Source organism: Thalassotalea eurytherma, from assembly GCF_030161415.1.
Lineage (GTDB): Bacteria > Pseudomonadota > Gammaproteobacteria > Enterobacterales > Alteromonadaceae > Thalassotalea_G > Thalassotalea_G eurytherma.
This window is the reverse complement of record NZ_BSSU01000010.1, coordinates 82,073-94,920: the sequence shown is the minus strand read 5'-3', so window position 1 is coordinate 94,920 and position 12,848 is coordinate 82,073. Positions and strand designations below refer to the sequence as shown.

Annotated in this window: 10 protein-coding genes and 1 other RNA gene; 7 read left to right on the top strand and 4 right to left on the bottom strand. The window is 39.5% G+C overall.

The window, feature by feature from the left end; translation table 11 throughout:
* The gene (locus QQK02_RS10820) at positions 1 to 495 is read left to right on the top strand and encodes a GNAT family N-acetyltransferase (protein WP_284208036.1); all 495 of its coding nucleotides are present in this window, start codon (positions 1 to 3) and stop codon (positions 493 to 495) included.
* On the opposite strand, the gene QQK02_RS10815 is transcribed toward QQK02_RS10820, so the two are convergent.
* Positions 492 to 1,394: a LysR family transcriptional regulator gene (locus QQK02_RS10815; RefSeq protein ID WP_284208035.1), complete on the bottom strand. Its 903-nt coding sequence runs from the start codon at positions 1,392 to 1,394 to the stop codon at positions 492 to 494. The genes QQK02_RS10820 and QQK02_RS10815 overlap by 4 nt on opposite strands.
* 130 nt (positions 1,395 to 1,524) lie before the next feature.
* Here QQK02_RS10815 and QQK02_RS10810 point away from each other — a divergent pair, with 130 nt between their 5' ends.
* Positions 1,525 to 3,027: a CoA-acylating methylmalonate-semialdehyde dehydrogenase gene (locus QQK02_RS10810; RefSeq protein WP_284208034.1), complete on the top strand. Its 1,503-nt coding sequence runs from the start codon at positions 1,525 to 1,527 to the stop codon at positions 3,025 to 3,027.
* Between the two features lie 242 nt (positions 3,028 to 3,269).
* A complete protein-coding gene (locus QQK02_RS10805) occupies positions 3,270 to 4,094 on the top strand; it encodes a PEP-CTERM sorting domain-containing protein (RefSeq protein WP_284208033.1) in 825 nt (274 codons plus the stop codon).
* A 63-nt stretch (positions 4,095 to 4,157) separates the two neighbouring features.
* On the opposite strand, the gene QQK02_RS10800 is transcribed toward QQK02_RS10805, so the two are convergent.
* Entirely contained in the window at positions 4,158 to 4,595 is a 438-nt protein-coding gene (locus QQK02_RS10800; protein WP_284208032.1) for a hypothetical protein, read from the bottom strand.
* An 84-nt stretch (positions 4,596 to 4,679) separates the two neighbouring features.
* Complete coding sequence (gene prsT, locus QQK02_RS10795) at positions 4,680 to 7,538, bottom strand: XrtA/PEP-CTERM system TPR-repeat protein PrsT (RefSeq protein ID WP_284208031.1); 2,859 nt, start codon at positions 7,536 to 7,538, stop codon at positions 4,680 to 4,682.
* A 185-nt stretch (positions 7,539 to 7,723) separates the two neighbouring features.
* Between prsT and QQK02_RS10790 the strand changes: the two genes are divergently transcribed.
* The 4 genes from QQK02_RS10790 (at position 7,724) to QQK02_RS10775 (ending at position 12,163) form a co-directional block, all read left to right on the top strand.
* A complete protein-coding gene (locus QQK02_RS10790) occupies positions 7,724 to 9,652 on the top strand; it encodes a TonB-dependent receptor plug domain-containing protein (protein WP_284208030.1) in 1,929 nt (642 codons plus the stop codon).
* Positions 9,653 to 9,683: 31 nt separating this feature from the next.
* The gene (locus QQK02_RS10785) at positions 9,684 to 10,205 is read left to right on the top strand and encodes a PepSY-associated TM helix domain-containing protein (protein WP_284208029.1); all 522 of its coding nucleotides are present in this window, start codon (positions 9,684 to 9,686) and stop codon (positions 10,203 to 10,205) included.
* Positions 10,206 to 10,249: 44 nt separating this feature from the next.
* Positions 10,250 to 11,050: an enoyl-CoA hydratase-related protein gene (locus QQK02_RS10780; protein ID WP_284208028.1), complete on the top strand. Its 801-nt coding sequence runs from the start codon at positions 10,250 to 10,252 to the stop codon at positions 11,048 to 11,050.
* Positions 11,051 to 11,113: 63 nt separating this feature from the next.
* A complete protein-coding gene (locus tag QQK02_RS10775; RefSeq protein WP_284208027.1) occupies positions 11,114 to 12,163 on the top strand; it encodes an amidohydrolase family protein in 1,050 nt (349 codons plus the stop codon).
* Positions 12,164 to 12,392: 229 nt separating this feature from the next.
* On the opposite strand, the gene ssrA is transcribed toward QQK02_RS10775, so the two are convergent.
* Positions 12,393 to 12,743, bottom strand: a transfer-messenger RNA (tmRNA) gene (gene ssrA, locus QQK02_RS10770).
* Positions 12,744 to 12,848: the final 105 nt, after the last annotated feature.

Sequence of the window (12,848 nt, the reverse complement as noted above, 5' to 3'; positions counted from 1 at the left end):
ATGAAAGTGATAAAAACATCGCGCCTTATTATTAGGCCTATGGCGTTAAGTGACGCAACGTTTATTCATCAGCTATATAACCAGTCATTATTTCTCAAGTTCATCGGCAATAAACAGATAGACGATATTGATGCAGCCACCACTTATATTTTAGATGGGCCACAATTTAGCTACAAAACATACGGTGTTGGACTAATGACCGTCAGTTTGCATGATGGCACACCGATCGGCGTATGCGGGCTATTGCAAAGAGAAGATTTACCACAGCCAGATTTAGGTTATGCGTTAGATGAAGCATTCTATCGCAATGGTTACATGAAAGAAGCATGTCTTGCGGTGTTAAATAAAAATCAGCACATGCAAAACATTCTTGCTATTACGAGTAAAGACAACGAAGCCTCGTCGCAACTACTAAAAACATTAGGTTTTGTGTTAATGGAAGAGGGGCATAAAGGTTATCCTGATGCCGATATTTACCAATTTATCACGAGTTAGTTGGTTGGTTTTTGCGGTATAAGTATGTTTGCTTTATCCAGACACAGTGCTTTTAGGAAGTCCCACACAAAAGCAACACGAGCGAGCCTTTTACATTCGGGGTGCGTGATTAAATAGAATGTTCTGGCTATTTCAATTTCTCGACAATATATTTGCTTCAAGTCAGGGTCTTGTTCTGCAAGAAAGCAAGGCAGAATACCAACGCCTAAACCGTGTTTAATCGCTTGATATTGACTGATAACACTATTAGACCGAAACACAGGTACTATGTTTTCGGTTAACTCATTAAAGTAGGCGAGTTGTTCGGTGAATAATAAACTGTCAACATAACTTACCCAAGGAAGTTGATTAATAGGCAAGTTATTGTCGTCAATCGTTTTACCTACTTCACTGTACTTATTCACGTATAAATTAAGTTGATAATCACAAAGTTTGGTAACAATCATCGAGGTGTTATTTGGCTTTTCGAGTGATATCGCAATATCAGCTTCATTGCGACTAATTTTAACATCACGAGATGAGTGCAATAGGTCAATATCTATATTGGGATGTTGTTGGTAAAAAAGCGAAAGGTTTGGCGTTAAGAAATAGCTGGCGAGTGCTTCTGTTAAGCCTATGCGCACAAGGCCAGATTCATCGGTTTTTTCAAGCGCTATGTGATTAAATGCATTCGTTGCTTGTTGCTCCATCATACTCGCACTTGCCAATAGTTGTTCACCGTCAAGTGTGAGTACGTGGCCATCAATACTACGCTCAAAAAGCTTGGTAGCCAGTTGCTCTTCAAGTTTATGGATGCGCCTCGAGACAGTTGATGCGTCTTTGTTCAGGCGCATAGCGGCTTGAGAAAGCTTCTCTGCGCGTGCAACTTCTAAAAATATTTTAATATCTTCCCAGTTCATAATCGCTAGTATACTGATTTATATTGTCTTTGCATATATGCAAGGCTTATTGCAATTGTGCATATTGCTTACTGGCTGATAAAAGCATACCTTTAGCTCGATAAATGATAACAAGCAACAAGGTTTTGTAATGACCATTAAAGAAATTCCCCTAATTATCAACGGCGAGAAAGTTCGCTCTCAATCAGACGTTTGGTTAGATGTATTAAACCCAGCAACACAAGAAGTGGTTGCGAAGGTACCTGTGGCTACAAAAGAAGAAGTTGACGCGGCGGTTGCATCAGCCCATGAAGCGTTTAAATCTTGGTCAAAAGTATCGTTGACTAATCGCATGCGAATTATGATGAAATTCCAAGAGCTTGTTCGTCAACATACTGTCGAAATTGCTGAGTTAATAACTCAGGAGCATGGTAAAACATTACCAGATGCCGAAGGTGAAGTAGGGCGTGCGTTAGAGGCTGTAGAAAACGCCTGTTCAATTACCCGTTTACAACTTGGTGAAATGGCGAACAATGCCGCTACAGGTGTTGATGTCTATACGCTAAACAAACCATTAGGTGTTGGTGTAGGTATTACTGCATTTAACTTCCCTGTGATGTTGCCAGCATTCATGTTTCCACCTGCAGTAGCTTGTGGTAATACGTTTGTTTTAAAACCATCAGAGCAAGATCCATCAGCAACCATTCGATTTGTAGAGTTAGCGCTAGAAGCTGGTATTCCTGCAGGTGTATTAAACGTTGTTCATGGTGGGCCAGACGCTGTAAATCAATTATGTGAGCACGACGATGTTAAAGCGGTTTCATTCATTGGCTCTACAAATGTTGGTACGCATGTATATAACCATGCAAGTAAACACGGTAAACGCGCACAAGCAATGATGGGTGCTAAAAACCATATGGTTATTATGCCTGACGCAAACAAAGATCGTGCAATTAATGATTTATTGGGTTCAGCGTTCGGTGCTGCAGGTCAACGTTGTATGGCTAACCCTGTGACCATTTTAGTTGGCGAAGCGCGTAATTGGTTGCCTGAGATTGCTGAAAGAGCAAAACAAATGAAGGTTGGTCCAGGCACACAGCGTGATGCTGACTTAGGTCCGGTTGTATCGCCTCAAGCTAAAGCTCGTATTCTATCTATTTTAGATAGTGGTGTAGAACAAGGTGCAACATTACTTGTTGATGGTCGCAACTGCATTGTTGAAGGTTATGAGAAAGGCAACTTTGTTGGCCCAACGATGTTTTCTGATGTTAAACCTGATATGGACATCTATACACAAGAAATTTTCGGCCCTGCATTATGTGTGCTAGAAGCTGAAACCTTGGAAGAAGCGATTGAAATCATTAACGCGAACCCTAATGGCAACGGTACATCTTTATTCACATCAAGTGGATGGGCTGCTCGTAAGTTCGAAAATGACATTGATGTAGGTCAAATTGGTATTAATGTACCAATTCCTGTACCTGTCGCTTATTTTAGCTTTACGGGTTCACGCGCCTCAAAACTAGGTGATTTAGGGCCAAATGGTAAACAAGTAATTAGCTTCTGGACACAAACCAAGTCAGTAACTGCGCGTTGGTTCGAACCTGACCATCAAGACGGTAGTGCTGTACATACAACGATCAGCTTGAAATAAATGTAAAGATCGTGTTATAAATGCCGGCACTTGATGCCGGCTTTTTTATATCAAAAAATAATAAAAATACATAACAGGTCTGAGGTGTTGGTTTTTTTTACATAATTCAAATGGTTACAGAGAGTAAATGTCTTTAGTTGTTGTTTTTAAAGGTTTTTTATTGTTTGGCGCGTAATTTGCATCGTGTGGAGTAGTCTAGAAGTTTTAATTGATGAGTATTGCAAATGATTAAAAGGATATTAATGAAGTCTTTTGCGTCGATGTTGTTTTTAGCAGCGTTAGGTGCGAATGCCGATTCTTACACGATTTCATTTGATGAGAATGGTTTACGTTCTCCAACTGACGGCAACAACTGTGCTACCTGTAAATGGAAGTATAGTAAAAATAAAGGTCAGATAATTGATGAAGAATTTACATCTACTGGGCATATTGGCTCTCTGGGTGACGTAGATGTTACGTTTTGGGCTCAATCTAGTTGGGCACATTGGGGGAGCAGTGATGTTTCAGCTGATGCCAACGCATTTAACAAGACAAATTCTGATTTATTCCTAACTTTGTTCAATACTGATGCAACTTGGGTTACTCAGGATGAAGACCTAAAAGTAGACCAAGGTAATGTGGCTGTTATCCATGAAAGAAATGGTCAGTGTAACCTAAACTGGAATGGCGGTAAGGGGTTATGTAAAGATCCTGATGACCGTTATTCAGGTAGCGATCCTCACGGTGGTTTTGTATTTATTGACTTTAGTGAGCCTGTTAGTCTGAAATCGATTGGACTAGCTGATATTGAAGATGGTGCAAACCAACGCGGTTCATTTAGTTTTTACGGTTCTGCTGGCAACATGATTGATGATGTTGAGATGATGACAGTGACTGGTAACGGTGGTTATACAACGCAAAACTTCTCGTTATCTGAAACGATTTCTTATTTAGTGATCAGAATGCAAGGATCAGGTGGTTTCAAAAACCTTTCTTTCGATACTGTTGCGAAAGTGCCAGAGCCAAGTACAATCGTTTTATTTGGTTTAGCAATGTTGTTTATCTACAGACAGAAACAAAACGCTTAAACGCAATTTTGAAGATGAAAAGCTGGTATACACCAGCTTTTTTTATGTCTGTAATTTAACGCTTTACTCTATAAGAGCGGATTGGCTTTCTAGCGGCAAACGAGTGTTTTGATAGGCATCTAAAGAAGGGCTGTCTTTATCTATTGTGTTAATATAGATATTTCGCTCATTCCACATAACTTCCATATCGTATAAACAAAATGAAAACTGCGCAGGATCTTCTATCCAATGTTTATTGATATGAACGTATACTCGAACAAATAGCTCATTCCCATTTTGCCAATAACCTAAAATCAAGTAAGGGTATAGTTCGCCCTCATGGAATATGGTAAATGCGGCGGTATTTTTCCAAGGAATGCCGATAGATTGTTTGATACTTATCAGTGCTTTTTTATACAAGGCTTGGTCGAGGATATTCGCTTGGTAAGTAATGGTATATATTTTTACACCACTTTCATCTAACCAGTTATCCTGCTGTTCAATTTTTCGTGGTTTGTACATGATGTGATTTGGTATTTGCGAGAACGTTTTTATACGTTAACACCAAATTGAGAAAAGGGCAGTAATGTTACTGCCCTTTAATCGTTATTGATTATCTAACGTGAATTTACCATCTATTGCTTGTTTTATTTTAGCTTTTAAAGCGTCTGATTTTGCTACACTTAATGCTTGATAAAGCTGAGTAAGTGCCTCGTCGTTTCTGTTTAGTTGTTGGAGTGTTACACCTAAATGAAAGCGAGTGGTCGCATTGTTATTGTCTCTAGCAAGGCTCTCTCTAAAGTAATTAACTGCCGTGTTAGCTTGATTGTTATGCACGAGAACCCAGCCATAGGTATCATTAACTTTGGCTTCAAGTGGGGCATACTGATAGGCTGATTTTGCATGTGTTAACGCGTCAGTATAATTACCGTTATCAACGAGTAAGTTAGCAACATTATTAAGGCTAAATATATCTTTGTTGTTGATATTAATTGATGCTAGGTATGCCTGAATCGCCTTATCACTTAAACCATGTTGTTCATAAAGATTGGCAAACTTGCGCCAAGAGCGCCAATCATAAGGATGGTTAGTCAACCAGTCGTTGAACTGCACGTAACTTTCCGGTAATTTTTTATTGATTAATAAACAGCGTATAACAAGTTCATGGTTATCAATAATAGGCTCTAACTTATAAGCTTTTTTTGCAGAGTTTAGTGCTTCTTGATCTCGATATAATTTCAATAAAATATTGGCCTCTAATCGATAATAAAGACCATCTTTTTTCTTTTGCTGCCTAAGAAGTTTTAGTGCATTTTCTAATTCACCGGTTGCTTCAAGTAATTGTACTTGTAGGGTATGTAATTGCGCCTGTTTACTGTCTAGCTTACTGATAGTAGCAATACTTTTTTCAACGGATAGGTAATCTTGTGCACTTAGCTGTAACTTAGCTATTTCAACGAGCTTCTCAGGATCTTCCGTAAATAGTCCAAAGGCTATGCGAAGTGAACGTGCTGCCTGCGATAGATCACTTAATTGGATGTTGGCTTTTGCTTTCACAATAAGAGCAAAAGGTGATAAAGACTCTAACCTGTTAATATCATTAGCAGTATCGATTGCTTTTTGTGGTTGATTATTAGCAAGATAAGAATTGGCTAGTTGATATTTATTTTTTAAGTTTTGTGGCGATAGTTCGTTTATTTGTTCATATACAGCAAGGGCGCTTTTGTTATCATTTTGCGCGATAAGTAACTCACCGTATATTGGCAACATATTGAGGTTGTCTGGGTTTTTAGCCAATGTGCCTTCAATTATTGCTTGTGCATTTGAGTATTCTGCATTTTTTAAATAAAGTTGCGCTAAATTTCGATTAACGATCTCATCTTCTTTGTCAATGACAAGGGCTTTTTTGAAGTATTCTTTAGCTTGGTTGTCATCACCATTGACCAAATAAGCAGAGCCGATAAAGTTCAAGTCAGTAATTGAGAGTTGACGATCATTCTCTGCAAAAAGCTGTTCTAATTGTTTGGCTGACTGAAGTGCTTCCTTTGTAAAACCTAAATTTAAGTAGTTATAACCCAGAATAAGCATCGCTTGGTTGTCAGCGGTAAAACTATCATTGCTGGTTTGCTCACTAAGCAAGTCTATTGCTTGCTTTGCTTTACCTGACTTCAATAACACGACAGCGTGCAGGTTCTTCATTTCTGGCTTATCGGTAATTTTACCAGGCAAGCTATTAATAAACTCTATAGCCTGACTATAGCGTTGTGTTTCAATTAACGAACGCAACATGATATGTGCACTACGCGTTGTTAATTGATCATGTGCAACTGGTTGAAGTAAATCAGCTGCAAGATCATATTGTTTTCGTTGGCTCGCGATTTCAGCAAGTATTTCACGTGCTTGCTTACTGCTAGGATTCTTTTGCAAATAACCATTTAAACTGGTTGTTGCGTTTTGTAAGTTACCTTGTAGGTATTGAGAAAAACCATATATTAAGGCTAATGGTGCAAATTGCTCTATGGTTTCTGGCTCAATTTGACTAAACTTTTCAGATGCTTGAGCAATAACATTTTTTGCTTCGATACTATTATTGGTTTTTGCTAAGTATATACCGTGTAAAAGTTGTGCGAATGGGTCATTGGGCTGCTTTGATAGCAAGAACTCTATGTCAAGTTTAGCTTTTGGTAACTTGTTTTGATCTAAATAAATAGCTGCTCTGGAACGTCGAGCGTCAAGGTAGTCTTCTCTTAGTATGATTGCTTCATTATAGGCAGAAATAGCGTCATCAAGTTTTAGCGATTGACGAAATTGCTCTCCTTCAAAAAAAGCAACATAAGGATCATTAGGGGCGATAGCCTTTGCTTGCATTAAATATTGTCTTGCTAATAACGGGTCTAGTTGCTTTTTAGCAATTGTAGACAAGCCTAATAGTGCATCGATATTTCCTTCATCAAGTGTTAACGCTTGTTCATAGTTAAATTTAGCTTCGTCTAGCTTATTTAATCCGGTATTGGCTTTTGCTCGATAAACATATACTAAGGTATTCACCTGAGGTGAATATGGGCCAATATTTATGTCCGTTAATATTGTTGAGTGTTTACTTTGTAACAGCAGTGATTGCGCGAAAGGAATTATAACAATTGATTTATCAGCATTGAGTGACAAAGCTACTCTATATTGGTCTTCAGCAGCTGCTAGCTCGCCATATTCCAAAAGAATTTGGGCGAAGAGTAACCTAGCTGGCAAATTATTAGAATCTTCTTTCAAGGCATTTTTAACGTGAATGACAGCTGTATTGATATCGCCTTGCTCATATGCTGACATCGCCTTTTCATATAAAGCGTTTGCATAACCGCCTATTTGTGAAGATTCACTAGATTGGCTATAACTTGTTGGCGTTAATACAAGAGAAAAGGTTGAAATAGCAATCGCCACACTTTGTGGTAAAAGACGTTTTAAATCCATTTTTTATAATATGTTCATGATCTGTACGAGTAGTGTATTACAGCTTAAAGTTATATAGCTAGTGGCAATCATGTTATATCGTTAATTTTGCAGACTAATGGCGTTGTTTTTACGTTTAGTCGTAAATAATTATGGTGGTTTTCTGCTATAGTGTTGCCGCTTTATTTGATGACTGTGGAACTCCATTGAAAACCTCGTTTGGCGTCTATTTAAAACTTTGCGCTTTGATAGCCTTAAATACCCTTTCTAGCAACTCACTTGCATTGAATGCTGATGGGATTGAGCATATTGAAGTCAAGGGTAGTCGCTATCAACATGCGTTAGTAACTGTTGATAATGAACAGGTTCAGGCAGATCAAATCACGGTTTTACCAGAGGTTTTCGCTGACTGGTTGTCGTCAACGCCTGGCGTTACTTTTAATGGGCAAGGTGGTCAATTTCAAAGCTATAGTATTCGAGGTTTTAGTAAATCCCGTATTAAAACTGAAGTGAATGGCGTGCCAATGTTAACTGACCGTCGAGCTGGCAATTCGGTTGCATTTCTACCTAGTGAATTCATCGAAACTGTCGACATTAGAAAAGGCCCAAGTGCATCATATTATGGCTCAGATGCAATGGGGGGAGTCATCAGTACTCAGTTAAGCCATTTTGATTCACCTTATCTCTCTGCCAAGTTTCAGCCAAGTAATCAGCAGCAATCGATTATCGTAGCTCACGGAAATGAGCTAGTTAGCGGTGCATTAAGTTATAGCAGTGGTGATCAGTCGCGTGCTGAAAATGGCGAGTTACTTAACGATGCTTTCCAAAGCATCAGTGGCATGCTTAATACCAATTACCAAGTAGATGATGTTTTATTAACGGGCAGTCTATTGATAAGCCAAGGTGATGACATTGGCAAAAGTTCTGCTCAGTTTCCAGATGATCGTATCACTGTTTACCCTTTTGATAATCACGTTATCGCCAATATGGCGATAGAGCATGAACGTTTTGGGCAACTATTGTTTGGGCTACATGATCAGCATTGGCAATCAGATATTACTCGCCTAGCCGATCGACAAAACATCACAGATTATCAATCCCAAACGTTCAATTTATTATGGCAAACCGACTTTTCTGGTTTGTATGGTTTTCAATTGCCAGATGAACATAGCGAGTCTTTTGGTGGTAAATTGGGCATTGAATGGGTAAAACGAAATAACGTTAATATCTCTGAGCAAGAACTTACGTTAAGCGAAGCGCTTGTTTATCAGCAAACCCTTGTTGATGGTGAACAAGGTAATCTTGCTCTATTTGCACATCAATATGGTCAATGGCAGGCTTGGCATTGGTCATTTGCCGCGCGAGTTGACTATATTGAGCAACACCAACATCTAAATACCAAAGTTCGGGTTGATGATACCTATACCAGCATGAGCTTTTCAGTAAACAGGTCATTCTCTGAGCGTTTATCCGTTCACGCTGAGGCTGGTAATAGTTTTCGATTTGCTACCTTAAGCGAGCGCTTCTTTGACGGTGAAACACCTCGTGGTAGTACGCAAGGTAATGCTAACTTATTGCCTGAAGAAAGTATTGGCGGGCAATTTACAATCAATTACGAGGCCGACAGTAATATAAAGCTTGATGTGAGTAGTTACTACTATCAAGTTGAGCATTATATTGAGCGTTATAACGTGAGTGAAGATCTCTTGAGTTATCGCAACGTGGATCAAGCTGATATTTATGGTTTTGAGTCAAGCCTTGAATGGCACGTGTCAGAAAACTTTCATCATCGCTTAAGTTATCAGTATAATCGTGGTGAGAAGAGTAATGGCAATGCACTTGATGATTTAAACCCAGATGAAATAAATTGGCGAATTCAAGGCTATTGGTCTGACTGGCAATTATCAAATCAGCTAAGTTATCGATTTGATAAAAACGCCGTTGGTCCGTCGGAAATTGCGCTAGAAAGTGTGCTGTTATGGCATGTGAATGCTAAGTGGCGAGTTAACAAAAACTGGCAACTTGGCCTATTTTTCAATAATTTAACTAACGAATTGTACAGAGCAAGTGCCGACGAAGACGCGCCATGGCAGTCTGAAAGAAGCATTGCCTTTAGTGTAAGTTATCAACCTTAAGTATTATCAATCATTTTTATAAGTTAATTTTATGTCGTTTAACAAAACTAACAGAAAAATCCACAAGTGGGGCAGTATTATCATTGCTCTGCCTATTCTCATCGTACTTATTAGTGGAATTTTATTGTTAGTGAGAAAAGACTTTGATTACCTTCAACCACCAAGCCAACAAGGTGTATCAACGACACCAACGGTGAGTTTTGAGCAGATGCTTGAACAGGTCAAATCTATCAAAAAGGCAGAAGTTAATAGTTGGCAAGATATTGATAGGCTTGACGTACGACCAAGCAAAGGCATCACTAAAGTACGAACCAAAAGCCAATGGGAAGTTCAAATTGATAATGAATCCGGCGATATATTGCAAGTAGCGTATCGACGTTCAGACTTCTTAGAAAGCTTGCATGATGGTACATTTTTCTTCAATAACGCTAACCTTTGGCTAATGTTACCTAGCGGCATTGTGCTGCTGGTTCTTTGGCTAACGGGACTCTATTTGTTTTGCCAGCCTTACCTTAAAAAAGCGAAGAAAAAACGCAAACACAAAGGTGAATAAGTCGTAGGCTCGTCGTATACTGTTTTTATTTTTAAGGCGATACGATGATTACGCTTCCACAATTAACCGACGCAGAACTGTCACTTAGTGACAATGTGGCAACGCTTACCTTAAACCGTCACGACGTGCGAAATGCCTTAACCAGTACAGCGCTTATCGAGGATATTTGCTTAACAGCTAACTGGATCAATCAAACCCAATCAATTGCAGTGCTGGTCATAACTGGTGCAGGCTCAGCCTTTTCTGCTGGCGGTAATGTCAAAGATATGGCAAACCGGGCCGGTGATTTTGGTGGTGACGTAAAAACCTTAATGGACAAATATCGTCATGGCATTCAAAAAATTCCTTTAGCAATGCAAAGTATTGAAGTACCAGTTATTGCTGCTGTTAATGGCCCTGCAATTGGTGCTGGCTTTGATTTAGCCAATATGTGTGACATTCGTATAGCGAGTGAGAAAGCAAAGTTTGGAGAAACCTTTTCTAGCTTAGGATTGATACCAGGTGACGGTGGAGCTTGGTTTTTACAACGCATTATTGGTTATCAACAAGCGGCGGAACTTACCTTTACAGGACGTGTTATTGACGCCCAAGAAGCCTTAACTTTAGGTGTTGTGCTAAAAGTTGTAGAGGCTGACCAGCTCATGGCTGAAAGCTACGATCTGGCAAAACAAATCGCCAGCAATCCTATTGCTGCCATGAGAATGACAAAACGCTTAATGAAAATGGCGCAAAGAACAGAGCTACCTGATTTTTTATCAATGTGTGCTGCGTTTCAAGGAATGTGTCACCACGACGAAGATCATATGAAAGCGGTTGAGGCAATGCTTGCTAAAATGTCAAAGTAACTTGCTAATTTTTCGCGAGTTTGCCATCTTAGTTGCGTTAATAATCATAATAAAAATACCCTAATGCTTACAAAAACAAGCCGTTTTAACAAAATTAATGCCCATGGTCACTTGCTACCATATCCTGAGCAAGTACCTGCGTTCATGAAAAAGAAAAAGTACTTTTGGATTGATGAGCAACGCAAGTTTATGCATCAAAATGATTGGCGCAGGCCAATTACCGATAAAAGTTTTTTCTTACGTGAAAAAATTGAGTGGATGGCGAAACATGGTATCGAGCATGAAGTGATATTGAACCTATCGCAACTATACTGCAACGGGATAAATGAAGCCGATACGCAATCTATTCTTCATTTTCAAAACGACTTTAATGGGCAAGTTCAGACAGAGCATGGTGATAAATTTACAACAGGTTTTGTTGTTCAACCTGCCCATATTGATCAAGCGCTCAAAGAAATAGAACGATGCGTAACGCAATTGAATATGAAGCTGTTATGTTTAAGTACGCATTATCTCACGCACGATGGGCATTGGGTTAGTGTTGCAGACGAGTCGTGTGAGCCTATTTGGCAACTTGCTAATGAGCATGGCTTGGCCATCGAAATTCACCCCTATGACGCTGGCAAAATGGTCAACCTAAAGGATCAGTTTTGGCGAAATCATCTTGTTTGGATGATGGCACAAACTGCCGATACATTCTTAATGTATAGTCTTAAAGGCTTTGCAATTAAGTACCCTAACGTACGAACGTGTTTTGCACACGGTGCAATGTTGGCACAAGCAAACATCGCTAGGGTGAATCAAGGCGTACAAGGCAGGCCAGACCTTTTTCCCAATACCTTTGAGCCAAATGAGACGATGCAGGCAAAAAATGTGTTTTTTGATAGCCTAGTTCATGATCCGTTAACGCTTGATATGATGATCAAACGAGTAGGGGCGAGTCAGATCGTTTGGGGGGTGGATGACCCCTACCCATTAGGCGAAATGGAAACGGTTGAAAACTGCTACCCAGGTGTATTGTTAGATGATATGCAACGTCAGGGTTTAATCACACAAGTGCAGCAACAGGCAATGATGTCGACAAATACATGTTCTTGGATTACCGGTAATTAATACATGTGAAATGCTTCTTAAAAAGTCTTCTTCCCGTAACAGGTGCTAATCCTCATTTTTAGTAACTATATGCATATTAGAAGGTTACATATAAACCAAGATTATCAGCAAGTTAAATTACAGGCAGACACTATTTGTAGTGAGTATCTGCGTGTTAAAGAATAAGGCGAAGAGTTGTTTTTAAACGACAAATAAAAAAGACGCTAAAAAGCGTCTTTAATTATGAAGGTGGTGGAGCTGGCGGGAGTTGAACCCGCGTCCGAAAAACCTACATCCTCGGTCCTACATGCTTAGTCGATTATTTGTCTAGCCAATTAGACGCCAACCGACAGGCTTCGTCATGGTGAGCTTGATACTATTTCGCGGTTCAGCCTCAAGCGTGCTTCCCTCGCTAGCCTACTTGGGGTGACCATCGATTCTCAAGACAATAGGCGAGTCTTTAAGGCGATGGCTAGCATTAAGCTGCTAGTGCGAACGTTTCGTCGTTTGCAATTATAGTTTTGCGGCTTTTTACCAGGCCAACCGCCCCTGGGCATGCACCTTGGGTTTCGTGAATCTCGTCGAATCCTGAATCAGCCCCAAGTAGCTACTAGTAAAATAACTAGTACAGATCGGCATTCTATGCCTAATACTCTCCTACAGCAAGCGATAAATCTAATTAAACAGCGCGCTAGAGCAATAAATA

Excerpts from the sequence above, each read along its gene's own strand:
- QQK02_RS10805 (WP_284208033.1), top strand. The coding sequence starts at position 3,270 with ATGAAGTCTTTTGCGTCGATGTTGTTTTTAGCAGCGTTAGGTGCGAAT.
- QQK02_RS10785 (WP_284208029.1), top strand. The coding sequence starts at position 9,684 with ATGTCGTTTAACAAAACTAACAGAAAAATCCACAAGTGGGGCAGTATT.
- QQK02_RS10815 (WP_284208035.1), bottom strand. The coding sequence starts at position 1,394 with ATGAACTGGGAAGATATTAAAATATTTTTAGAAGTTGCACGCGCAGAG.
- QQK02_RS10800 (WP_284208032.1), bottom strand. The coding sequence starts at position 4,595 with ATGTACAAACCACGAAAAATTGAACAGCAGGATAACTGGTTAGATGAA.
- QQK02_RS10780 (WP_284208028.1), top strand. The coding sequence starts at position 10,250 with ATGATTACGCTTCCACAATTAACCGACGCAGAACTGTCACTTAGTGAC.
- QQK02_RS10820 (WP_284208036.1), top strand. The coding sequence starts at position 1 with ATGAAAGTGATAAAAACATCGCGCCTTATTATTAGGCCTATGGCGTTA.
- QQK02_RS10810 (WP_284208034.1), top strand. The coding sequence starts at position 1,525 with ATGACCATTAAAGAAATTCCCCTAATTATCAACGGCGAGAAAGTTCGC.
- prsT (WP_284208031.1), bottom strand. The coding sequence starts at position 7,538 with ATGGATTTAAAACGTCTTTTACCACAAAGTGTGGCGATTGCTATTTCA.
- QQK02_RS10775 (WP_284208027.1), top strand. The coding sequence starts at position 11,114 with ATGCTTACAAAAACAAGCCGTTTTAACAAAATTAATGCCCATGGTCAC.